The organism is Methyloprofundus sedimenti (assembly GCF_002072955.1).
GTDB lineage: Bacteria > Pseudomonadota > Gammaproteobacteria > Methylococcales > Methylomonadaceae > Methyloprofundus > Methyloprofundus sedimenti.
In genome coordinates this window covers 318247-343570 of sequence record NZ_LPUF01000001.1, presented here as the reverse complement: position 1 = coordinate 343570, position 25324 = coordinate 318247, and the positions used below count along the sequence as shown (strand labels likewise).

The 25324-nt window shown below is 43.1% G+C and carries 20 protein-coding genes and 1 pseudogene; 16 read left to right on the top strand and 5 right to left on the bottom strand.

What is annotated here, in order from left to right:
* The first annotated feature begins 227 nt into the window (after positions 1-227).
* From AU255_RS01405 to AU255_RS01375, 7 genes are all read left to right on the top strand, one after another.
* Positions 228-1904, top strand: a complete 1677-nt coding sequence (locus tag AU255_RS01405; RefSeq protein WP_198942512.1) for an RluA family pseudouridine synthase — start codon at positions 228-230, stop codon at positions 1902-1904.
* Between the two features lie 391 nt (positions 1905-2295).
* Positions 2296-3354: a dTDP-glucose 4,6-dehydratase gene (gene rfbB / locus AU255_RS01400; protein WP_080521213.1), complete on the top strand. Its 1059-nt coding sequence runs from the start codon at positions 2296-2298 to the stop codon at positions 3352-3354.
* Between the two features lie 3 nt (positions 3355-3357).
* Complete coding sequence (gene rfbD / locus AU255_RS01395) at positions 3358-4254, top strand: dTDP-4-dehydrorhamnose reductase (RefSeq protein WP_080521212.1); 897 nt, start codon at positions 3358-3360, stop codon at positions 4252-4254.
* A 123-nt stretch (positions 4255-4377) separates the two neighbouring features.
* A complete protein-coding gene (gene rfbC, locus AU255_RS01390; protein WP_080521211.1) occupies positions 4378-4923 on the top strand; it encodes a dTDP-4-dehydrorhamnose 3,5-epimerase in 546 nt (181 codons plus the stop codon).
* Between the two features lie 56 nt (positions 4924-4979).
* Positions 4980-6020, top strand: a complete 1041-nt coding sequence (gene galE, locus AU255_RS01385) for a UDP-glucose 4-epimerase GalE (protein WP_080521210.1) — start codon at positions 4980-4982, stop codon at positions 6018-6020.
* Between the two features lie 6 nt (positions 6021-6026).
* Positions 6027-6494 carry a CYTH domain-containing protein gene (locus AU255_RS01380; RefSeq protein WP_080521209.1) on the top strand — a complete coding sequence of 156 codons (468 nt, stop codon included), beginning with the start codon at positions 6027-6029 and terminating at the stop codon, positions 6492-6494.
* A 58-nt stretch (positions 6495-6552) separates the two neighbouring features.
* Positions 6553-7206, top strand: a complete 654-nt coding sequence (locus AU255_RS01375; RefSeq protein ID WP_080521208.1) for a tetratricopeptide repeat protein — start codon at positions 6553-6555, stop codon at positions 7204-7206.
* Between the two features lie 44 nt (positions 7207-7250).
* On the opposite strand, the gene amrA is transcribed toward AU255_RS01375, so the two are convergent.
* Both amrA and amrB read right to left on the bottom strand, forming a co-directional pair.
* Entirely contained in the window at positions 7251-7826 is a 576-nt protein-coding gene (gene amrA, locus AU255_RS01370; RefSeq protein ID WP_080521207.1) for an AmmeMemoRadiSam system protein A, read from the bottom strand.
* Complete coding sequence (amrB, locus tag AU255_RS01365) at positions 7813-8598, bottom strand: AmmeMemoRadiSam system protein B (RefSeq protein WP_080521206.1); 786 nt, start codon at positions 8596-8598, stop codon at positions 7813-7815. Before amrB ends, amrA begins: the two co-directional genes overlap by 14 nt.
* A 263-nt stretch (positions 8599-8861) precedes the next feature.
* On the opposite strand from amrB, the gene amrS reads away from it, so the two are divergent.
* From amrS to AU255_RS01345, 3 genes are all read left to right on the top strand, one after another.
* Positions 8862-9947: an AmmeMemoRadiSam system radical SAM enzyme gene (gene amrS / locus AU255_RS01360; protein ID WP_080521205.1), complete on the top strand. Its 1086-nt coding sequence runs from the start codon at positions 8862-8864 to the stop codon at positions 9945-9947.
* A gap of 672 nt (positions 9948-10619) precedes the next feature.
* Positions 10620-11114, top strand: coding sequence for a hypothetical protein (locus AU255_RS01350; RefSeq protein WP_080521204.1), 495 nt, complete (start codon positions 10620-10622; stop codon positions 11112-11114).
* A gap of 435 nt (positions 11115-11549) precedes the next feature.
* Positions 11550-12938 carry an IS4 family transposase gene (locus tag AU255_RS01345; RefSeq protein WP_080521203.1) on the top strand — a complete coding sequence of 463 codons (1389 nt, stop codon included), beginning with the start codon at positions 11550-11552 and terminating at the stop codon, positions 12936-12938.
* A gap of 149 nt (positions 12939-13087) precedes the next feature.
* Here AU255_RS01345 and AU255_RS01340 read toward each other — a convergent pair whose 3' ends face one another.
* From AU255_RS01340 to AU255_RS01335, 3 genes are all read right to left on the bottom strand, one after another.
* On the bottom strand, positions 13088-13420 hold the full coding sequence (locus AU255_RS01340; RefSeq protein ID WP_332889021.1) for a hypothetical protein: 333 nt from the start codon (positions 13418-13420) through the stop codon (positions 13088-13090).
* Positions 13369-14286, bottom strand: coding sequence for an IS4 family transposase (locus AU255_RS19630; protein WP_143735828.1), 918 nt, complete (start codon positions 14284-14286; stop codon positions 13369-13371). Before AU255_RS19630 ends, AU255_RS01340 begins: the two co-directional genes overlap by 52 nt.
* A gap of 365 nt (positions 14287-14651) precedes the next feature.
* The gene (locus tag AU255_RS01335; RefSeq protein WP_080521201.1) at positions 14652-14969 is read right to left on the bottom strand and encodes a hypothetical protein; all 318 of its coding nucleotides are present in this window, start codon (positions 14967-14969) and stop codon (positions 14652-14654) included.
* Positions 14970-15598: 629 nt separating this feature from the next.
* On the opposite strand from AU255_RS01335, the gene AU255_RS01325 reads away from it, so the two are divergent.
* The 6 genes and pseudogenes from AU255_RS01325 (at position 15599) to AU255_RS01305 (ending at position 25161) form a co-directional block, all read left to right on the top strand.
* Entirely contained in the window at positions 15599-18304 is a 2706-nt protein-coding gene (locus AU255_RS01325) for a DUF4118 domain-containing protein (protein ID WP_080521199.1), read from the top strand.
* Positions 18301-18993 carry a response regulator gene (locus tag AU255_RS01320; protein ID WP_080521198.1) on the top strand — a complete coding sequence of 231 codons (693 nt, stop codon included), beginning with the start codon at positions 18301-18303 and terminating at the stop codon, positions 18991-18993. The genes AU255_RS01325 and AU255_RS01320 overlap by 4 nt, the downstream gene beginning before the upstream one ends.
* 276 nt (positions 18994-19269) lie before the next feature.
* A pseudogene (locus AU255_RS19625) lies at positions 19270-19431 on the top strand (transposase); the annotation flags it as partial.
* A gap of 803 nt (positions 19432-20234) precedes the next feature.
* Positions 20235-21596 carry a Trk system potassium transporter TrkA gene (gene trkA / locus AU255_RS01315; protein ID WP_080521197.1) on the top strand — a complete coding sequence of 454 codons (1362 nt, stop codon included), beginning with the start codon at positions 20235-20237 and terminating at the stop codon, positions 21594-21596.
* A gap of 20 nt (positions 21597-21616) precedes the next feature.
* Entirely contained in the window at positions 21617-23071 is a 1455-nt protein-coding gene (locus AU255_RS01310; RefSeq protein ID WP_080521196.1) for a TrkH family potassium uptake protein, read from the top strand.
* A 713-nt stretch (positions 23072-23784) separates the two neighbouring features.
* Positions 23785-25161, top strand: coding sequence for an IS110 family RNA-guided transposase (locus tag AU255_RS01305; protein ID WP_198942511.1), 1377 nt, complete (start codon positions 23785-23787; stop codon positions 25159-25161).
* Positions 25162-25324: the final 163 nt, after the last annotated feature.

Genomic DNA, 25324 nt, shown 5'->3' with positions numbered 1-25324 from the left:
TTGCACCCATTTATTTGCTATTTTCGCAGTATGCATAAAAGCTTCTTTGACAAAGCATTATGCGACTCATAAATTGCGTTAAAAGCCATGGACAAGTTTTATATATCTTTCAGAGGTTATGCGCTTATTATACGAATTCAGGCAAAAAATAAATCAATTCACTCTAAACTTTAACGTTAAAAATGATTAGCAATTAACGTCATAGCGATAACCACCCGAATATGTACTTGCCAAGAAATTACTTTACTTCGTTTAAAGCGTCTATTGATTCCCATGCCTTGCCTGAACGTTTTACTTTCCCCTTCTATTACCAGCCGCACCCTTTGTGTTTATTGGCGGCAAAAGAATTACAAGAGCATCTTGAAACGCAAACCATATGGCAACATAATTTTGGCATTTCAGGCAATAAAGAAACCGCTATAGGCAAGATGTTTGGTGTTTTATTAGTACAAAATAAGGCCCATGAAATTGGCTATTTAGCCGCATTTTCAGGCAAACTGGCCGGCACAAATCATTTGCCCAATTTTGTTCCTCCTGTTTTTGACATGCTGGCTGAAGACGACTTCTTTACAGTGGAACAATTAGAGATAAATAAAATCAATGAGCATATTCAAAGCCTGGAAAATAATCCGCAAATTATAGAACTTGAATCTATTGTACAAGCGGAAACGGATGCGTCTATTTCAGCTTGTGCAACATATAGAAAGCACATCGTTGCCAGCCGGAAAATCAGAAAATCTCAACGTGCAATGGCGGAAATAACGCTAGATGCGGATCAACTCATACTATTTAAAGAGCAATTGGCTAATGACAGTGTTAAACAAAAACTTCAGCTAAGAGATTTGAATCTTGAGTGGAGTAGGCGCATTCAAAAAGCGGAAGAAAATCTTAATCAGCTGACTGCTGAAATCGCTATTTTAAAAAGTCGACGTAAACATCTATCCGCTACTTTACAAAAAAGGCTTTTTGACCAGTACCAATTTCTAAATAACCAGGGTATTTCCAGAAGCTTATGTGATATTTTCAAAGACACGGCACAGATTATTCCACCCGCTGGAGCAGGAGAATGTGCAGCGCCAAAATTATTACACTACGCATTTAAAAATCAGCTGAAACCCTTGGCAATGGCTGAATTCTGGTGGGGCGCATCACCTAAATCAGAAATTCGCAAACATCAAAATTTCTATCCGAGCTGCCAGGGGAAATGTCAGCCTATCTTAAAGCATATGCTTGCAGGGATTAAGATGGACAAAAATCCATTACTGGCGAATCCAGCGACAGGAAAAACCCTCGATATTATTTATCAGGATGAAGTTATGCTGGTGATCAACAAACCCGCAGAGTTCTTATCTGTCCCCGGGAAAAACATACAAGACTCGGTTTATCTGCGCATGCAGCAAAGCTATCCGCGAGCGACAGGACCATTAATCGTACACCGACTGGATATGTCTACCTCTGGTTTAATGTTGATCGCTTTATCCAAAGAAGTGCATAAAATCCTGCAAAGACAATTTATTAAACGTACGGTTAAAAAGCGCTATGTGGCCTTATTAGATGACTTAATTACTGGAGATAAAGGCATTATAGACTTACCTCTTCGAGTAGACCTGGATGACCGGCCTCGTCAGCTAGTCTGCTACGAGCATGGCAGGTCTGCGCAAACCCAATGGCAAGTGATAGATCGCAAGAACAATCAAACCAGAGTTTATTTCTACCCTATCACCGGGCGCACACACCAGTTACGTGTCCATTCGGCTCATATAAAGGGCTTAAATACGCCTATTGTTGGTGATGACCTATACGGCAGCAAAGCCAACCGCCTACACCTGCATGCTGAATATCTAGAATTTCACCATCCTGTTACTAATAAATTAATGCATTTCCAGCTTGAGGCTGAGTTTTAAGCTGTACTTCGCGCGGCCACGGATGCGGTTTTGTATAGCGAGTTGATTTTAGTCGAGAGCAAGGCGCTGAAACGTGTCACATCAGGAGCCTTTCTATAAAACTTGTATTTGTTTAATACTGCCAGCCATTATTTCTACCGTTGACTTGCATTTATTGAATTATATTTGTGTGTTGAATTCAATCAGGAATTGAGTTATATCACTCATTTAAAACCTTCTTATTGAAAAACTTGTCTATAATTGCATGCCTTGAAGATAAGCGGTCTTATAAAAAATTAGTTAAAATATGTTACAATTTTCGGCTAAAAAAACAAGACGACTAATAGACTTTAACTTGCTTAATAAAGTTCCATTTTAATAGTACTAAAAAGTTATCCAGGGAATTAAAAAAATGATTTTTGTAACAGGTGGAGCAGGATTTATTGGCGCAAACTTCGTGCTAGATTGGCTGGTTGAAAATGATGAGCCGGTGGTGAATATCGACAAGCTCACTTATGCAGGAAATCTGGAAAGCCTGGCTTCCTTACAGGGTGATAAACGACATATTTTTGTTCAGGGAGATATTGGCGATGCTGATTTAATCACCCGGTTGCTGGAAAAATATCAGCCGCGCGCAGTGATCAATTTTGCCGCAGAATCTCATGTTGATCGTTCTATCCATGGCCCTGAAGCTTTTGTGCAAACCAATGTAGTCGGTACATTCCATTTACTAGAGGCGGTTCGGGCTTACTGGAATGAGCTTGAAGGGGATAGTAAAGCAGATTTCCGTTTATTACATGTCTCCACCGATGAAGTCTATGGCTCCCTGGCGAAGGATGACCCGGCCTTCAGCGAAACCAGTCGCTATGAGCCGAACAGCCCTTATTCTGCCAGTAAAGCAGCCAGTGATCATCTGGTACGTTCGTATCACCATACTTATGGTTTACCGGTTTTAACGACCAATTGTTCTAATAATTATGGACCGTATCATTTTCCGGAGAAACTGATTCCCTTGATAATTGTTAATGCCTTGGCAGGTAAATCCTTGCCTATATACGGTGATGGTCAGCAAATACGCGACTGGCTGTATGTGAAAGATCACTGTAGTGCTATTCGTCGGGTTTTGGCTGCGGGTACTACCGGAGAAACTTATAATATAGGTGGCTGGAATGAAAAGCCCAATATAGACATTGTGAACACTGTTTGCGCGTTGCTGGATGAATTACGTCCCCGTACCGATAATCAAAGCTATACCGGGCAAATTACCTTTGTTACCGATCGTCTGGGGCATGATCGCCGTTATGCTATTGATGCGCGGAAGATTGAACGTGAATTAGGCTGGAAGCCAGCCGAAACTTTCGCTACAGGGATTCGTAAAACAGTACAGTGGTATTTAGATAATCATGAATGGACCGCTAATGTACAATCGGGTGCCTATCGCGATTGGATGGAAACAAATTATCAGAATTGATACATGAAAATACTCTTATTAGGTAAAAATGGTCAGGTAGGCTGGGAGCTTCAGCGTAGCCTCGCACCTCTGGGTGAAGTGATTGCTCTAGATAGAAGCAGTAAAGACTATTGTGGCGACCTGGCAAATCTTGCTGGTCTGGCAGAGACCGTGCGACAAATTAAACCCGCTATTATTGTTAATGCAGCAGCTCATACCGCCGTAGACAAAGCGGAAAGTGAAATGCAATTAGCACAGACCATTAATGCCGATGCTGTCGCTGTGTTGGCGCAAGAGGCGAGGCTATTAAATGCCTGGCTGATACATTATTCTACGGATTATGTTTTTGCTGGTACGGGTATTATGCCCTGGCAGGAAACTGATGCAACGGGCCCCCTAAGCGTATATGGTACGACCAAGCTGGCCGGTGAGCGGGCAATACAAAGCTCAGCATGTAAGCACCTGATTTTTCGTACCAGCTGGGTTTACGGTACGCGCGGCAATAACTTTGCAAAAACCATGCTACGCCTCGCGGCAGAGCATGACACCCTGACTGTGATCAATGACCAGATTGGCGCACCCACCGGTGCGGACTTATTGGCTGATATAACGGCTCACGCACTTCGTACAGTACAAAAACAGCCTGAATTAAGTGGCCTATATCACCTGGTCGCAGCAGGTGAAACATCATGGTATGGTTATGCGAGTTACGTCATCGAAACTGCGCAGAAAATGGGACATAATTTGCAGGCAACGGTTGAGACTATTTCACCAGTTCCTACTAGTGCATTTCCTACTCCTGCCAAACGGCCGCACAATTCACGAATGAACACCGATAAACTACACGCTAATTTTGCTTTAACGCTTCCGCATTGGCAGGCTGGTGTAACGCGTATGCTGACTGAATTTTTAGAGAAATAAAGAATTCAACAGAAAGGCATTATTTCTTGCCCGGAGACTTGGGTAACTACTTGTTCCCTTTATTAAACAGAAAAACCGGCTATGGCCATTCCTTGTGCAATTACTTAAAGAAGACTGTGTTTTATGAAAATTATCCCGACAAATATTCCCGATGTTATTATTCTTGAACCAAAAGTCTTTGGTGATAGCCGTGGATTTTTCTTTGAAAGTTTTAATCAACTGGCATTTAGTAAAGCGACTGGTCTGGATGTTCAATTTGTTCAGGACAATCATAGCCGCTCAGCAAAAGGCGTATTACGTGGTCTGCATTACCAGATTCAACACCCTCAGGGAAAGCTGGTGCGCGTTACACATGGCAGAGTGTTTGATGTGGCCGTTGATATACGTCGTTCATCACCGACTTTTGGCCAATGGGAAGGAGTAGAGCTTAATGCCGAAAATCATCGACAACTTTGGGTACCGGCGGGGTTTGCTCATGGTTTTGTGGTACTAAGTGACAGTGCAGATTTTTTGTATAAAACCACCGATTATTATGCGCCAGAATATGAGCGTTGCATTGCCTGGAATGATCCAGCTATTGATATTAATTGGCAATATGATGGTGAACCCCAACTTTCAGGTAAGGACAAGCAAGGTTTATTATTAAAAGATGCTGAGCTTTTTGCCTGAATAAAGACAAACTATGCTCCGTTTTAGAAATAGAGTAAACATAAGGAATAGTTACAATGAGTGCGAAAAAAATTCTAGTGACCGGTGGGGCCGGGTATATTGGTAGTCACGCCTGCGTAGAGTTGTTGCAAGCTAATTATGATGTCATCGTGATTGATAATTTATCCAATAGTAAATCTGAGTCTTTGCAGCGGGTAGAAAAAATTACGGGCAAGACGTTGAGCTTTGTAGAGGCAGATCTCCGAGATAAAAAGGCGTTACACGAAATTTTTTCTGCACATGATATTTATGCGGTTATGCATTTTGCTGGATTGAAAGCTGTAGGTGAGTCTTGCGCACAGCCGATTAGATATTATCAGAATAATGTTTACGGTACCCTGGTGCTAGCAGAGGTCATGGAAACGTTTGGCGTTAAAAAAATGATTTTTAGCTCATCAGCAACGGTATATGGTGAGCCTGATACAGTAAAATACACAGAAGATTTACCGGTATTTGGTGCGACCAATCCTTATGGTAAGTCGAAAGCCATGGTGGAAGATATTTTAAAGGATTTATCCAGCGCTGATGCCGTATTTGCTAGCGACAATCCCTGGACAATTATTTTATTGCGCTATTTTAATCCAATTGGCGCTCATCATAGTGGCTTGATTGGCGAAGACCCTAATGGCATTCCTAATAACCTGGTTCCCTATGTTTCTCAGGTAGCGGTTGGTAAGCTGGCGCAATTATCTGTGTTTGGTGATGATTATCCTACGCCGGATGGTACCGGTGTACGTGATTATATTCATGTTGTAGACCTGGTAAAAGGCCATTTACATGCCCTGGATGCGCTGGAAAATATTGCGGGCTGTAAGGCATATAATCTGGGGGCAGGCAAAGGCTATAGCGTGCTTGAGGTTATAACTGCATTTGAACGCATAACAGGGAAAACAATTAATTATAAAATCGTTGCGCGTCGTACAGGTGATATCGCTGAATTCTATGCCAATCCTGCCTTAGCGTTACGCGAACTAAACTGGCAAACAGAGAAAAAATTAGATGATATGGTTGCTGATACCTGGCGTTGGCAAAATCAAAACCCGAATGGATATGAATAGCAAGTTATGGCAATAGAAATAGAACGTAAATTTTTACTCGCTAATGATAATTGGCGCGCCTTGGTCTCAAAATCAATTAATTACCGTCAAGGTTATTTAAATAGTGATAAGCATAGCTCAGTCAGGGTCAGAGTAAGCGATGATACAGCAAAGTTAAATATTAAAAGCGCCACTATCGGAGCGCAACGTCAGGAATATGAATACGATATACCGGCAGATGATGCGCATGAACTTCTAAATACGCTATGCCATAAACCTTTAATAGAAAAAACCAGGCATATTGTTGTTATTAAGCAACATACCTGGGAGATTGATGAATTTTCAGGCGAGAATCAGGGGCTGTGTGTCGCAGAAATCGAGCTATCGCACGTAGATGAACTTTTCGAAAAAATGGACTGGGTAGGCGAAGAGGTCACGGAAGACATACGTTATTACAACAATCAGTTAGTAAAAAACCCTTACACGCGCTGGTAGTCGTATCTTTTTTGCAACAAATGTTGCAAAAATGTGAATAAGCAATTATATTTAACTTATGAAACAGATAATTGCTATTTTTCTTTCACTTACGCTAAATTTTATGCCGGCGATTGTTAATGCCGATGCATTAGGGCTGGCTGTACAAAATATTGAGGCTCAGTGGGCGCATATTCATTACAGTGTTGCAAAAAAGCAACAAACAGCTGCATATATGCAATTACTTGCTGAAGTTACAGCCTTAAACGCACAGTACCCTGATCAAGCCGAGTTAATAATTCAGCAGGCGATTATTATCGCAAGTAATGCGGAAAACGTTGATGCTTTTAAAGCTTTGGAAGCTGTTCATCAAGCGCGAGACCTTCTATTACGGGCAATTGAACTGGATCCAAATGCCTCTGAAGGTGCTGCTTATGTTACTCTGGGATCGCTTTATTATATGGTGCCTAGCTGGCCCATCGCCTATGGCGATAATGATAAAGCCAATACAATGCTGAAAAAGGCATTGGCTATCAACCCTAACACCATTGATGCTAATTATTTTTATGGTGACTTTTTAGCGAAACAGGGAAAACAGCAGCAAGCAGTCACTTATTTTAAGCGAGCTATGGCAATTCCTGTTAGAAAAAACCAGGTGTTTGCCGATACGCAATTACACAGACAGGCTAAATTAGCCATTATAGAAAACAATCAGTTTGTCGCGGCTAAATAAACCCAACATCGCCTGTTAGTTTTACGCTGGAAACAAGCTTTAGCCTACACATCATCACTTTCAGAAATATATTCACATTCATAACGTGAAATTTTCAATGAATCAGACCAATACTCTTTTGCTAATCCCGTTTTTTGCTTGAGATGTTGTAAAAAATCATCCGGCTCAGATAATGACTCCCAGACGGAGGGTAAAAATGTACCGCGTTTGCTGCCTTCTTGCATAATCAGACCATCTATACCCGGGCGGAGTTGGCGAATTAAATCCTCTTCAGAGTAGAAACTCATCACTTCGGCAGGGCTGAGAATAGAAAGGTGAATGTCTAAAGGAGCATGGAATTCCTGTTCTGATACAGGTGGAAAGCGGGGATCTCTGAATGCCGCTGCAAAGGCATTTTCGGCAATATCTATAACTAGCGGGCGGACTGCTTCCAGCATGCCAATACAACCGCGCAGTTGATGTTTGATTTCCAGAGTAACAAATGTTGCCCGCAGTACTTGTAATTCCGGCGCATATTCTTTGCTGTTTAGCGGTAATGCCTGACCGTGTTTAAGACCATAAGCAATCGAGTCTCTCGCTACTTGTAATAATTGTTGCTGCTGAGATCTAGTTAATGACATACGCACCATACCCGACCACACGGCTTTTATCACCTGCCGTATCACCTGAATTTCTAAGATCAATGGTTGCAATCTGCAAGGATTTCTTTTTGGCCAGCGCCATTAGCCCGCTAACAGGTGCTAGCCCACACGCACTGCCATAGTCTAAGTGTTGATAATCAAGGTGTTCAATTTTCTCGCTGGTTTCTTTATCGAGTCGCTGTGCCGTAGCATAGTCATGAAAATGGCTAAGATCGGAACTGATAACAATTAAAGTATCATCTGCACCGTAAAACAGTTCAAGTACCTGCTCAATTTGTTCGGCCGGGCAATCGCCTACGACGATTGGAAGCAGTTTAAACGCGTCTAAAGTCATTTGTAGAAAGGGTAATTGAACTTCCAGGCTATGCTCATATAAATGCGCCTGATCACTATATCCGACAAAGGGAAAATGAATTATCGAGGCGATTGCTTCAGTATCTACAGGAATATCACCTATTGGCGTTCTGAAAGCCTCGGCGTGAGAAAGCGCAAGACCTGCAAAGCTAACTTTATGTGATGGACCTAATACAACCACGCGCTTAATGCTATTACGCCTGGATTGCAATCGCGCATAGGCGCTCGCAGCAATCTCACCCGAATAGATATAGCCTGCATGCGGTACGATGATAGCCTGCGGAGCTTCATTCACAGGAGCTACTTGATGTAAGTAATCAGAAATCATGCTTTTTAATATATCCGGCTTATCAGGATAAAACAAACCAGCAACTGCGGGCTGACGTATATTATTCATGATTATTTCCCCTATTATTTTTATGTAATAATTAAACTGTATAAGCCAATTGATGATAAATTACAAGTTTCTATGTGTTAGCTTTAGAGACTGTGAAAGTATTATGCGTAGGTTGGGGTGAAACATGAACCCCAACACTGAGGCTAGGTAAGCCATTGATTGTTGGGGTTCGCAATCTCACCCCAACCTACGGAACCTGTCCTTTTAGGTATATTATTGAATACTTTCACAGTCTCTGTAGCTAACGACTTTGGAGGATAGCTATGCATATAAAAGAACATACCCCAACAGTAGTCGCCACCAAATACTGGCATGACTTAGGTGATGGCCGTATACAGTGTGATTTATGTCCAAGATTTTGCAAATTACATGCAGGCCAGCGAGGCTTATGTTTTGTGCGCAAAAACCAGGAACAAAAAATTGTATTAACCAGTTATGGACGTTCCAGTGGATTTGCTGTTGACCCGATTGAAAAAAAACCGCTCAATCACTTTTATCCAGGCTCGTCGGTATTTTCATTTGGTACGGCTGGCTGCAATCTGGCCTGTAAATTCTGTCAAAACTGGGATATTAGTAAATCTCGTGAAATGGATTCAATCATGAGTATTGCCGGACCTGAACAGATTGCCCAAAAAGCCGCTGAACTGGGTTGTTTAAGTGTCGCCTACACCTATAATGATCCGGTTATTTTTCATGAATATGCGATTGATACAGCCATCGCCTGTCGCGAACTGGGCATCAAATCGGTTTCTGTTTCAGCGGGTTATGTGTGCCCTAAACCCAGAGCCGAGTTTTATCGAGTGATGGATGCCGCCAATATTGATTTAAAAGCGTTTACCGAGAATTTTTATCATAAATTAACCGGCTCTCATTTTGCGCCTGTACTGGATACATTACTTTATTTGCAGCATGAAACATCCGTCTGGCTGGAATTAACAACACTGATAATTCCTGGCGAAAATGATTCTAGAGCAGAGCTGGAAAAGATGACTCAATGGGTGGTAGAAAATCTGGGCAGTGATGTGCCTATGCACTTTTCTGCCTTCCATCCTGACTGGAAAATGCAGGATACGCCATCAACGCCAGTCGCAACATTGTTAATGGCACGAGAGATCGCTATAAAAAATGGCGTACATTACGCCTATGTTGGCAATATCCACGATAAGGCTGCTGATAGTACCTATTGTCATGCATGTGGGCAATTATTAATAGGCCGTGACTGGTATCAATTATCTGAATGGAATTTGACTGAAACAGGCGCATGTAAAGCTTGTGGTACTCAATGTGCGGGACATTTTGCAGCAAAGCCTGGCAATTTGGGCGCTAAGCGTATGGGTGTCCAGATGTAGAGCGGGGTTGAGTTCTGTTTTATAAAGTTTATTTAAGCTTAACTTCGAGTCGTGTTCGCATAAAATAAAGCGTAAAAAACCGAAATCAAATGATCTGCATCGCATTACTGGCTTATCATTAAGTCAGCAATACTGGCAATTTACCTTAGCCTACCAAATTACTGACGAATATAGCGTTAACTTTCCAGTTGTTCCCGCAATTTAACTTTATTCTGACCCCAGTTATTCCATTCCAGCGTACCGAAAAATCGTTATCATTTTCCGGCAACGTCCAAATACAATGAAGATGATCGGGCAACAATACCCAGGCATCATTTTAAATGGATAGCGTCTTCGTGTATTGCCTAGCGCATTGCGTAACCAGACACGAGAATCATCATCGGTTAAAATATTCCGTCATCGAAATGTCACCACAGTAAAGAAATAGCAAGCCCCCGGTTTATCCGCACGGCGATAATTCGACATAACAACGATTTCCCATATTCAACGTAGGGTGGGCAAACAGCTTTACCGTTTGCCCACCATTAACCCATCATTGACCGATAAACAAGGTGGGCAAAAAAACCTGCCCACCCTACCGGGCTTATTTGACAAGCACTTTACTGAAAGCTACTATCTCTAGGCAGTATATCCATCTTTTTCTATCAAAAAACAGTTTCAGTATATCTTCCAATGTTCACTATTCCAAAACATATTAACCACTATTTCTGTGATTTATTAATTCAAGAAGCTGTACCAAAACCGGAACAAGGTTACTATAAAAAATGGCTACGCTATTATTGGGATTTTTGTCATAAATATGAGCATAGCCCTGATAATAAAAACAGCTTACCACTTTTTTTGCAAAAATTAAGGGAAAAACGGCAGTCTGAACAGCAATGTCAACAAGCTCAACAAGCTATCCAGCTCTTTTATCGGATGAAGCTCGTTAATAATGCCAATAACCGTACCGAAACACCTCAAAATTCTCATCATACTGATAAAAAAACTGCCTACCCTTTTCCCCGGAGTGATTCTAATCACTCCTCCACTTCAATCAGGAAACATTCGCCTGCTGCGTACCCTATTGCTGAACCGCCTCATCATAACCATACAGACAACAGAAAAATAATGCTCCTTCGTATCAACAAACCGGGCAGCACGGTAGGTCCGATTAGCATAGCGTAATCGGACGCATATTATTCATCACCGTCAACCGAGTTATTTATATCACAACACCAATTCGGCAAATAAATTCCACGGGCTACATAATGATGAAAAGTTGAATAAGGCCAATCTATAATTCGTTTTACATAGCCATGCTTCAATGGGTTTACATGAATATAATCCACATGACGCTGGTAGTCCAAGTCATCACGAATGACATACTCACAAAAATGTCGTTGCCATATTCCTCGTTCTCCTGCTACCTTTCTTACCTTGGTGCGTCTTTCCGTTTTAGGTAACAGTAAAAGGAACAGTAAAAGGGGTCGAAAGTAAAAGGGGTCGTAGCCGAATGGCACTTACTTAAGATATAAGCTACTGAAAATATTAAAAAAGGCAGGTTCGATGATAAACTGATTGCGACAAAACAACTTAGCCATCACCGAGGAACCTGCCTTAATGTTTATTAATAACAAATTTTTACGCTGCCAACAACAAAGAATAAAAAAATGTGCAGAAAAGACAGATTCGTATCAATTTTTTAACCTGCTCACCTGCCCTGAACTGCTATCAAGAATTGACACCTTATTACCTGAACATCGAGAGCGACTTTATCCGCCCACAGAAACACTTTCAATTTTTTTAGCACAAGCCTTGAGTGAAGATCGCTCCTGTCAAAAAGCGGTCAATGATGCAGCAATAAAACGTATCATTGGTGGCCTTGCACCTGTTAGTACCTCTACGGGTGGTTATTGTCGAGCAAGACAGCGTTTGCCATTAGCAATGGTTTCTGACCTAGTTTGCCAGACAGGTGAGCTCATTAACTGTCAAATCCCTGAGCAATGGCGCTGGCATGGAAGGCGTGTACATTTAATTGATGGAACCACTGTAACAATGCCCGACACCGTTGAAAATCAGGCAGTATATCCTCAGCAGAGTGGTCAAAAACCAGGACTTGGTTTTCCAATTTGTCGGTTGGTTGGCGTTATCTGCCTTTCAAGTGGGGCCGTTTTAAATGCGTCGATAGGACGGTTCAATGGAAAAGGCTCAGATGAGCAAAGTTTGCTTCGTAATATTATAGACACCTTTGATACGGGAGACCTTGTTCTTGGCGATGCTTTTTATGGTACCTATTTTTTGTTAGCTTCACTGCGTGAAAAAGGCATTGATGCCGTCTTTGAGCAAATGGGCGCGCGTAAACGGGTAACTGACTTTAGGAAAGGCAAACGAATAGGCACCAGAGATCACTTAATCGAACTAACCAAACCAAAGATCAAACCAGACTGGATGACACAAGCGCACTATGATGTTGCACCGAAAACGTTACTTATCCGTGAGTTAAGCACTCATGGCAAGATACTCATAACAACATTGCTATGCCCTAAAGAAGCATCGAAACCAGAACTCAAGGTTTTGTATAAAAAACGCTGGCAGATTGAAGTTGATTTCCGGAATATAAAAACGACGATGGGCATGGAAACGCTCAGCTGTAAAACACCCGAAATGAGTGAAAAGGAGATATGGGTCTATTTTCTGGCCTATAATCTGATTCGATTATTAATGGCTCAAGCGGCTTTATTAGCCGATATATTACCACGCCAGCTTAGCTTTAAGCATACACTACAATTGTGGTTGGCATGGACTCAACAGACGGCTCTTACTGGTACAGGAGTCATTGAAGAATCATTATTTGTATTAATTGCTCAGCAGCGGGTTGGAAATCGTTCTGGTCGAATAGAGCCTCGTGCAGTAAAAAGAAGACCAAAGCCTTTTTCCTTGTTAATGAAACCTAGAGAAGAAGCAAGAGCAGTGATTAGAAAGAATGGACACCCGAAGAAAATAAAGTAACTCACTGTGATTTATGTGTTTTATTCTTAAGTAAGTGCCATTCGGGTCGTAGCCCTTTTTTAAGGGTTAAAGAAATTTAATCAATATAAACAAATGGTTATGTTTATATTACTTAAAAAGGGCTCTGACCCTGAGGTATCCCCACGAATTTAGACAGCCTCCAGCTTCCCAAAATATCCTTTCAACATCGTCTGCGCTAATTCTAGATAGTCCGCTGGAAGATCAAACTGAACATATTTGCACGCTATTCGAGCAAGGAAAATTACAGAATAGGGTGTTCGATTTTTACCGGTATTGACCCAGATATGCCGCTCAGTGTCTGAGCCTTTCAAGCTAGCACCGATCAACCAAAGCGCAAAGGTCACCAATGCAGCTATCAACAACAGATTAGCCCTACGATCAGCTTGAATACGGATTTCGTTGGCTAAATCTAGCCCATAATGAGTGCTTTTGGTATCACGGAAGCCCTCTTCAATTTGCATGCGGGTGCGATAATGCTCGACGACCCGAATCGCCGAATAGGCTTGCAAGGAGGGTGAGACAACCAGTAACCACGGTTCTTTTCACGTTTGGCCTGCTTCCGGCTTTGCCCGGATCGAGCAGGATTCCTATGCGCAGTCAAATGTTTCCGGCCTTTAGGATTTCGATAGAATGCTACTAACAGCCCATCCAAGGGGTTGCTACGCACCCAATGAGCCGATCCCAACAGCTTAGGCTTACGAGTCGCTTTGGCGTACAGTGATTTTGCTGATACCCACTCATCAGGATGGTCAGCAAAAGCAAGAGTGTCACGGTTACGAATCCGCCCAAGCCAGTGCCAACCGAAGTGCTCAACCTCGCGGAAAAACGGGGTGCGAAAGCCAGAATCTGCTACCACGATAGGTGTCACATGAAGCGGTAATACTCGTTTCAGGTGAGCCAGAAACTGTTTTTGTACACGTCGATTACCCAATTTACGACCAGGATGGACTTCTTCGTACAAAGTGATGCTCCGACCACCTACGGGAAGCGATGCGCGTAACAGTTGTTGACTTTGGTCATCAGGCAACGGCGACCAGTCGACTAAAATAGTAGGCAGGGGAAGGGACTTCAATAACCAGGAAGCCATGGTTGTGTAGATGGACAGCCGCTCTTCCGAGAGATGAGTGTTTCCAATAAGACGATCCATACGCTTAATTTTATGTTTGATGAAGGAGTCACCGGATACTGCGCGCCCTAGCGTAGTAATTGATAGAGGCGCACCACTTAGCCCCGCTTCGACTGCTACCATCAGTGCCTGAAGGCGTGCGGTATGCATTGAAGGAAGTGATTGCTTCAAGAAAGAATACAAGGTTTTGACGACTGACATAAATACCCCTACCCGTGATGAAATGATAAGACGAAAATCAAATGCTTAGGCCGGAAAAGTCTACCCTAGTTTTGTTTTACAAAAAAAAATAGCGTATCCAGCTGTTTTTAGGGTTAATTTGTGGGGATACCTCAGGTACTTACCCCTTTTATCTTTTATCGCTCTGATAAGGTGTGAAATGCGCGAATTCCATCAGGGCCAGAGGTATTAGACATTAGACAACCTCATACAAAGACCGAATATATGGGTGCAATATTTCTTTATGTTACGAGCAAAATTTTACTTGCAATACGGGGCAGACCATATATGCCCCCAGTTATTTAAATATTCCTGAACACCATTTCTAAAATATTGGTAGCTGCCAATCATATAATTGCAGCCTCATAACATTGCTTGTTGGTCAATAGTGCCCATGCAATAAGTGTATTCTTATTAGTCACTACTACATCAACAGCAGAAATATTTTTCCCTCTTCGTTGGTCGAATTCACTAATCCATAAGTTTCGTTTATCTGTATATAAATGCGCCACTCTAACGACCGAGCGTCCTCCATGAGATATTATGGTAGCACTCAACAACACAACACCAGAGATAGATAACAAGTGCTGGCTACCTTCATTTTGTCCACATACTATTTCTAATTTACCGTCTAAGGTATTGGCACGTTCATCAAGGTGAACCATTTAATCATACAGCTCAGAAAGCAACTCTCTAAGCAAGCTAGTTAATGAATTATTAGGAAAGAATTGATGCCATCGAAATTATTGTGAATCTTACATAGAAATTATTTACGAAATTTTTATGTGCACGCCTCCTATCCTTCTAAAAATTTTACACATTCGAGCTCTATAATATACCTTTATTTACTATGAATTGGCGAATCTGTATTGATGCACTCAAGCTACTTGCGAAGTGCATATTCAACACAGACAATTTTATCGCCATTGGGTATCATAAATGCAATATTTTAGACTAGCAGGTAGCAAACAGGAATTTTTACGTGATTTGATAATCATGGTAGCGTGGCTATTTTTCTTAGCGCTCGTTAATCGATATAGTCAGTTCCCGATTTACTCGATCTTTCCTTATCTAATTCCCGCGTGCCTCTTAACTTGGAAATATGGTCTTTCGTGGGGCTTTATCTTTTCCGGCCTAGCGTCCTTGGCGGCAATTCCGTACAATGATTTATGGAAATACGACGAAAATAGTTTTTTTTGGGCTGGTTTGACAACCTACTTTAAACTAACAGGATTCGCTATCGGTATTACTTACAGCAGATGGCGGGTAAATATGAAGAACAAAAATTAATTAAATGATTGGCTATAATTCATGTCAGATTTCCCCCGGCACCTTACCATTCTTAAATAACAATAAACATCCAAACCATGGACACTTAAAAATTTTTGTTGGTGCAGCCTCAGGTGCCGGTAAAACTTATGCGATGCTTACCGCAGCAAAAGAACGATTAAAAAATGGTGAATCAGTATTGGCCGGCTGGGTAGAAACCCATGGACTACATGATACGGCTCTGTTGTTGGAGAACTTTAAAGTACTACCTAAAAAATCTGTTCTTTCTCAGGGGCGTGAATTAGAAGAATTTGATCTCGACGAAGCTATCAGACGTCGACCACAACTAATTCTGATTGATGAACTGGCGCACAGTAATTTGCCTGGCGGACGGCATAGATGGCGCCATCAGGATATTGCCGAATTATTAACGGCCGGTGTCGATGTTTACACGACTCTTAATATTTACAATCTCGCTAGCCTTAGTGACACCGTTTTACAAATGACCGGTGTACGTATCGATGAAACCGTACCCAATCAAATCATCGATAACGCCGATGACTTGATACTCATCGCCCCCCCTACCAAGACACTGCTTGAACGGTTTCGAAACGGCAAAGTATCTTTGCCCGAATTCCTACTTCCTACTGGAAAGAATTTTTTCTTGCCATCTAGTCTAACGGCGTTACGCGAACTAGCGATACGTGAAGTGACCGAGCGTTCGGACGCCCATCTTAAATCGGAACTTCAAAACAAGGACAATATTCTTGATTTTGTTATTTACGAGAAATTATTGGTTTTAATCAGCCACCGACGCGACCAGAAGTATTTGATTCGTCTCGGTCGACAAATTGCCGATCGCAGGCAAATTCCATGGTTAGTAGTCTGGGTAGATACCGGGCAACCTCGGTATCAAAAAGATTCCGCTCGTTTGCAAGCGGCTTTTTCGTTAGCCAAAAACCTTGGGGCAAAGACGGAAACGCTTCGTGGCCCCAACACTTTTCAAACAATTCTCCCTTTTATTACGGAACAACGGATTAATACGGTGTTGGTGGGAGCAGGAAAACGTCATAAGTTTTTTCCTTGGCGTAAAAATCTTTATCAACGATTGATAGAATCCGGGTTGCCGATCGAGGTATCGGTTTTCCGAAAAAAACCTTCATCCGTCGATGTAAAGCGCGTCGAGGATTCGAACATCTGTATCTGGGGTAACAAATTCGGCCATGTTTTCAGCATTTTCGCAGTGTTATTTGCCACGCTACTGGCCATTCCCCTAGAGTACTGGCTTAGTAATGCTAACTTGGTTATGCTTTATGTCTTGGCTGTCATGATCACAGGACTTAAGCACGGCTCGGTGCCAGCGATACTCGCATCGATCCTGTCCTTCCTGAGCTTCAATTTCTTTTTGACTGAACCTCGCCACAGTTTGGCGGTCGATCGACAAGATGAATTATACACACTGGTTTTTCTATTTATGATTGCGCTATTTAGCGGTCCTGCTGCTTCGCGTATTCGTCGTCAATTTATACTCTTACGCGAAGCTAACCGTTATTCAGAGTCCATGCGCTTGCTTGGGCAAGAGCTATCGGTCGCTGAAGACTCTAAGGCAGTATGGAATGCATTGGTTAAAAAATTGCATAATATAATGCAGGCCGAATGCTGTATTGTCATGCCCACGGAACACAAAAACCATACAATTTATCCGCACCCTCCTGTCGAGTTCCAACCGATCGACTTTTCGGCGATCGAATGGACCCTACATCATGCAGAGCCTTCCGGACGTTTCACCGATACGGTAACAAAATCAGCCTGGACAGTTTTTCCTATTACAAAAGATGGCGAGACCATCGCTGCCGTTATCCTGCGCCTAGATAGCAAGGTGTCCGGGCTAAGGTCTCATGATAAAGAGTTGATCCAAACTATGATACAGCAAGCCGCTGATACCTGGCGAAGGATACAATTGGTCAGTGAATTAGAATCCGCCCGAGTCAAAACCAAAATCGAGCAATTGAGATCCGCACTTTTATCATCTGTCTCTCACGATCTAAAATCACCCTTGGCGGCGATGATGGGGGCCGCCGAGAGTATGCGTTTACTGGACAAACAATTAAATACTGAAGACCGACTAGAACTGGTCGACACTATATTGTCAGAAAGCCGTCGTCTAGATAGTTATATTCAAAATCTGTTGGACATGACCCGTCTAGGGCATGGCTCGCTAAAAATCGAACGTGATTGGGCGTCTGTGACCGACATTATCGGGAGCGCTATCATACGACTGAAACGCAGCTTTCCGACAGTTAAAACGGAATACCGTGAAAATCCTCCATTACCTTTGCTTTTCGTCCATGCTGCATTGATAGAACAAGCCTTGTTCAATATACTCGAAAATGCAGCTAAATTTTCTCCGCCCGAAGAAACGATAAAAATCACGGTTAGCGTCAAAAACAAAACCTGTTTAATCAATGTGGAAGACCAAGGCCCTGGTGTACCAGAGCCTTTCAGAGAGAAAATCTTCGATATGTTTTATGTGGTGTCCGATGGCGACCGGAAAAAACCAAGCACAGGTCTGGGTTTGGCTATCTGTCGAGGCATGGTTGGCGCTCATGGCGGTTCGGTCAAGGCGATGGCTGGTATGGATCATAAAGGCACGCGAATTGTGGTGGAACTGCCAATTGATTATCCTATTGTGTCCGAGACCAACAACCCCATAAAAACAATTAACTCATGAGCCCGAAGATTCTTGTTATCGATGACGAACCACAGATCCGTCGTATGCTGCGTATTGCACTGAAAAGTGACGGCTATGACGTGATCGATACCGAATCAGGCGAGAAAGGACTAGCATTGCTCGCCCGTCAACAACCCGATCTGGTCGTTCTCGATTTAGGTCTACCAGACATGGATGGTCATCAAGTACTTGCGCAACTGCGCGGATGGTCCACCACTCCCGTGATTGTATTGTCAGTCCGCAGCAGCGAAAAAGAAAAAGTGATGGCTCTCGATTTCGGCGCTCAAGATTATGTAACCAAACCCTTCAGCATAGAAGAGTTTCTCGCCCGAGTACGGGCTAATATTCGAGATCATCACCGGCCCATAGCCTTTTCGATCTTGGATGACGGTTATTTACAGATCGACTTGACGAAACGTTTAGTCGCAGTGCGCGGTCATAAAATAGATTTAACACCCAAAGAGTATGCGGTCTTGTCTCTCTTGGCCAAAGCCCCAAACTGTGTCATCACTCAAACTCACCTGCTCAAGGAAATCTGGGGGCCATCCCATCTGGAAAACACCCATTATTTACGCATTATTGTTAGTCATTTACGTCAGAAAATTGGAGACGACCCATCCGAACCTAAATATATTAAGACTGAAGCGGGTGTCGGTTATCGCCTGGTTTTTAACGAGCATAGTCAATAGCACAGAAAGAGATAATCACAGAATCAGGAAAGATAGCATGATAAGGCTTTTACCGGTGCATAGTGGCTCCATTATCGTCCGTCAATTTTGGTAAAACTATCGATAAATCGGCCAACCGACAACCAATACGACCAATGTGCCTATGCCAATCAAGGCATTCATTGTCAGCCCTACTTTCTGAAAATCCGTGAAACAGTAGCCACTGGACCCTGAAGTGGCTACACTAAACAGAACACACAACTTAAAATACTGATAAAGAAAATAAGTGTGTCTAAAATGAGCGAACAAGCTAAAAAACAAAATACCTATACATCAGGGTTTAAAGAACCAGCCGTTAAACTGGCGAATGAATCTGACCAACCTATTGCAGCAACAGCCAGAGATTTAAGTCAGAATGTTTATACATTACAAACTTGGGTAGGTAAATATTCAAAACCGAAGAAGTCAGCTTAAAGAACTGATGAGCACTATTTGGAATAATTGGTATCGTGTGCTTACCGCACGAACACTCGATGCAGTTGTTTAGCTGACCGTACTTGAAGTTACCTCCTGTCCAAGTCAGGGATAATTAATCTGTGTGTTCCGGGCATAAAAAATACGCATCAGTTTAATAGCTAGCATAATTTTACGTTTTTTTTATACATATCCAACCAGACATTGTAGGAATTTTACGACCATATTCTCTACACTTGCTATAGTTGCTACTCATTCAGCACGCACTTGGTAGAAAGTTCGTATGCCCTTTTGCGACATCCCTTTCAAAAAATGAAGAAGGTATTGAAATACTTTCATGCACAGATCTCATTTCTAGGCTGTTTATATCCGACTATAGAAAATTTCGTGCGTTTATTTTGGTTTATTTTTCTTTACGAGTGATTTTTGTTTTATTTCATAGATCAGACTATCGATGCTAAATCATTAGCACCCAAGAAGATCTTCAACAATCCTTATTACTTGCTTGCGGGATTTATAACTATTTCATGAAAGTCAACAAATACGAATTCCATCAATTTTGCACAACGTATATTTTCTGTCGAGGGGAACCGTCAGCGAACTAGTGTTTAGAAAATCAAAGAAAAAAAACGAATGAATTGCGAATTAATTTCTATGCGGTGCGGACTTTTAAGGTTTATGTTGCTATCCCTTTTTATGTTGCTCTAGTCGCTTTAATTATGCCAGAGGCCGCTAATGAGGGTGTCAACTATTTTTTTATCAAAACACTTACATCATAATTACGAGAAATGAAAATTGTTATATTAGGGGCCGGAGTGACTGGTTCATCTGTTGCCACCGCATTAGCCAGTGAAGAAAATGATATTGTCGTAATAGATACCAAAACTCATTTGCTAGCTAACCTGAAAGAGCGTTTGGATATCGCCACGGTAACGGGCAATGCCGGCCATCCCAGTATATTGGAACAAGCCGGTGTGCAAAATGCTGATATCGTCATAGCCGTCACGGATCAGGACGAAACCAATATGCTCGCCTGCCAGATCATCAATACACTCTATAGCAAACCGAAAACCATTGCCAGAGTCAGAGCAATTGACTATCTAAAGCATCCTGAGTTGTTTCGTCCCGGCGGCATTCCCATTGACATTGTGATCAGTCCCGAACAGATCGTGATGCAAGCCATTCATAACCTGATCAAGTTTCCGGGTGTTAAACATATCTCTTCCTTCGCCAATGGCATGGTCAGACTGTTCTCGATCAAAGCGGCTACACAAGGCTTTCTGACAGAAAGACGAATCAAGGATCTGAAGGAGCGATTGACCAGCGGAAAAATTCGCGTTGTCGCAATATTCAGGGAAGGTGAACCGATATTGGTCAATGGTGAAGCCATCATTAAAGAAGGTGATGAGGTCTTCTTCGTTTCTCCCAGAGAGAAAATTCGTAAAGTGCTAACCGAACTCCATACTTTGGAAGAGCCTATCAAAACCGTCATGATCGCCGGTGGAGGACATGTCGGCAAGCGCTTGGCTATGGCTTTGGAGAACGAGCATCAAGTCAAAGTCATCGAACAGGATCTTAATCGCATCAAGAACATCTCGGTCGATCTGAAAAAGACCACCTTGCTGCACGGTGACAGCACCGATGAGAATCTTCTGTTGGATGAAATGATCGAAAAAACCGATTTGTTTTGCGCGGTGACCAATAATGACGGCGCAAACATCATTTCAGCCGCCTTAGCAAAAAAACTGGGCGCCAAAAAAGCCATTTGTCTGCTCAATCATAGCGCTTACGTTAAGCTGGTCGAAGAAACCAATATCGATGTCGTCGTTCTGCCGAATCAAGAAACCTTGGGCAGTATTCTGAAACATGTACGCAAAGGCGATGTCGCACGAGTCAGTTCGCTGTGCGGCGGAACCGCCGAAGCATTGGAGGCGGTCGCCCACAAAGACGGCGCGATGCGCTCCGTGGTCGGCCTGACAGTAGAACAGGTGAAGCTACCCGAAGGCGTAGTGCTTGGTTCGTTAATCCGGCTCGGAAAGATAATCCCTATTCATCATGATACCGTTTTCGAAGAAAGCGACCACATCGTCATGTTCGCGCTCGATAAAATGTTGATTAAATATATTGAAGGCTATTTTCAACGTCTCTAATACGAAATTACACTATTCTTATGCAAGCTAAAGTCGTCCTCAGAAGCATCGGCCTATTACTGATCTTGTTTAGTTTCACGATGTTCACGCCGTTGCTAGTTTCGTTCATTTTTCATGATGATAATGAACATTTATTTTGGCAAAGTTTTTTAATCATTCTGACAATCGGTTTGTTGCTATGGTTTCCATTACGCAAAGAAAAGCATCCATTCTGCCACCGGGACGGTTTTTTAATTGTGGCCTTTTATTGGATGATTCTGGGCACCATTGGGTCGGTTCCCTTTCAGCTAGCCGATACCCCGAATATGAGTTTTACAGATGCTGTATTCGAATCGGTTTCCGGTTTTACCACCACAGGCGCCACAGTACTGGAAGGGTTAGACCAATTGCCACCATCGATCCTGTTTTACCGGCAACAATTGCAATGGCTGGGCGGTATGGGCGTCATTGTGTTGGCGTTGGCCGTTCTACCCATCCTCGGTATCGGCGGCATGCAGTTATATCGGGCGGAGGTGCCGGGACCGGTCAAGGATGCGAAATTGAAGCCACGCATTACCGAGACCGCCAAGGCATTATGGACCATTTATCTTTTTATCACTGTGGTCTGTGCAATTTGTTATCGACTCGCCGGTATGGATTGGTTCGACGCCATCGCCCATTCCTTTTCGACCGTCGCCAACGGCGGTTATTCGACTCATGACGCCAGCTTCGGTTACTTCAACAGTCCTGTTCTAGAGTCCATCGCGATTTTCTTCATGATGGTATCCGGCCTCAATTTCGCCTTGCATTTCGTGGCATTGCAAAAACGATCAATTTCTTGCTATTTCAGGGACAGCGAAGCATTGACCTACATCTCTGTGCTATTGATTTGCGGCGGACTGGTCGGAACGCATATCTACTTCAAAGGAACTACGGGGTTGTCTTTGATGGACGCCATGCGGCACGGCCTATTTCAAACCGTTTCCTTCATGACCACATCTGGATTCATTACCACCGATTTTTATCTGTGGCCGGGCGTCGTTCCGGTTTTGTTGGTGTTTGCCGGTTTCATCGGCGGCTGTGCGGGCTCGACAGCCGGCGGATTGAAAGTCATTCGAGTCATATTCCTCTACAAACAGGGAGAAAGAGAAATCAAACGGTTGATACACCCGGACGCATATATCCCAGTAAAGGTGAATAATGAAGTGCAGCCAGAAAACATTATCGAAGCGGTTTGGGGATTTTTCTCACTGTATGTTGTCGCCTTTGTCATCATCATGTTACTGATGATGGAGTTTGGCCTCGATCAGGTATCCGCCTTTGCCGCAGTCGCAGCCTGCATCAACAACGTAGGCCCAGGGCTTGGTGAAGTTGCAGTGAGTTTCATAACCGTTTCTGATCCGGTCAAATGGTTGGGGTGTTTCGCTATGTTACTTGGCCGTCTGGAGATTTTCACCATTCTGGTATTGTTATCACCTCGCTATTGGCGCTATTAACTGCACTTCAATCAATCTAATAGTAATACCAATATGAATGATGAGAAATTGCTCAAAATATAGAACAAATATGATGAAGCTTGTAAGCTGCTACTCATCATTTTAGAAGAGTTCTTCTTTCATGGGAAAGACGGAAATCTACCATTATATTTTATAGGTGCCCCCCGTTAAGAAACTATATTATTTATTCCTTACGAGGGTAACCCCTGTTATTTCTGGACTTTATTTTACTGGCAGTCGCACTCGCAAAAAAGATCCAACTGAGTGACCAAGAAAAATATTATGCATTAAAAATGACCAGTACCGAAAAAATAGAGGGTCTACTATAGAATTATGGAGAGAAATGACAAGTGAGTAATAGATATGATGTTTATAGGAAAAGTTATCTATATATTTATATCTGCAAGTGCAAGCCGAATTTTTTTCGATTATTCAACAATCTGAAATTCTCTCCAAAGCAAGTGGCGAGCATCTTGCCAGGGGTGTAAAATTGAACCTGGTGGGGGTGTGGCTCACGGGGTCCGTCGTACTTTAGGGTAACGGCTCGAACTTGAAATGCCGCCCCCGCCACTTGCGCCGTCCGAGACGTCTTTATTGGGATGGTGCCGAGTGATTTCATGTGGCTTTTTTTGGGGTCATTTGTGGCTCTACTAAGTAGACGAGACGCAGGATGGTGTTGTATCCACTGTTAACGTTGACCTATGGAGGCCGTCATGAACATTCATAATTTAGCCCATTTACAAGTTGCAGTTGATATCGGTAGTCACGAACATTATGTGGCTATTGGCCTTTCTGAGGGAGGGATTCTGGATGAATTTTCGATTACGCATACACCAGCAGGGTTTCAGTATTTTTTTAGCCGTATTGAGCTGCAAGAGTATTTATACAACCGACCTGTAGACGTTGCTATGGAAGGTTACAATGGCTGGGCTCGACCATTGGATAGCCAGATTCAGAGCCACGGCTATCAGCTTTACAACGTCAACAACCTCAAGCTCGCCCGGTTTAAAGAGATCTTTCCCGCACCCGCAAAATCTGATTTGGTTGATACTCACAAAATGCTTGAGTTGTTTCAACTTCAGGATCATTTGCCGCTCGCTAAAGGTGTTCTGCAGGCAGTGCTACCGGTACCCGATGCCAATCGTCGGTTAAAGCGTCTGACACGGCGGCGACGTCAGTTGATCAATGAAAAGGTTGCTCTGCAAAACCGTATACAGCCTGACCTGCAAGCCACCTGCCCGACGCTTTTGGATATGACAGGAAGTATTGATAATCTATGGTTTCTGCACTTTCTAACTTGTCGCGATGATTTGACAAAATTAATGCGACTACAAACCAAAAGCCTGCTTGCCATTCAAGGGGTTGGCCGGAAATATCTCAACCTCATTCTTGACTGGCAGAAACAGGCAGAATTTTCTAATGAAATCGAAGAAGTCGGCCCGATGATCCAAGAGGATGCACGCCGCTTGTTAGCCTTGATGGCATCAATTAAAACCATGGATGCAAAAATCGACTCACAGATTCAAAAGTCTGCATATGCTCAGCACATTGATTCGATTCCTGGCTTTGGTTTGGTCTGTAGTGCCGAATTGGCGGGTGAAATCGGTACTACAGACCGCTTTCCGAAACAGAGTAGCTTTTCAATCTATATCGGCATGGCACCTCTGGACAACCAATCTGGAGGCTACCAAGGAACTAAATCACCTAAACACGTCAATACCCGAGCTCGTAAAGCGATGATGACCGCAGTTTGTCGTCACATGGCTTATGTGCCTGAATCTCGCGCTTACTATGATAAAAAACGTTCCGAAGGAAAGACGCACAACAACGCCGTTCGGGCATTGGGGCGACATATATCACGAGTCATCTGGTCTATGTTGCGTCATGACCGAGATTACATTGAACTTGCGAGCATCTCAGCGCTCCACTATTTTTCGCGAAAGCTGCGACGGGGTCCGTCCGGTCTCCGCAGCGAAAAATTGCGTGGCGTCTATGCCTTCGGCGGCCCGCGTTCGTCCTGCGTCCGTACCGCTTCGCCATACCATCGCAAGCTCGGTACTGGCTTCGCAGTACTACCACAAATGACTTGACGCCGTGTCGGAATGCCTTGTATTTTGTCTCCACCTTGTCGGGTCAGAGGGAGCCGCAGCTCCCGTCTGCCCACAGAACCGTGCGTACGGGTCCGTACACGGCTCCTCACATAAGACATACTCAATTTTAAAACTTATACAGTCCTTTTCCTAAACAAACCAG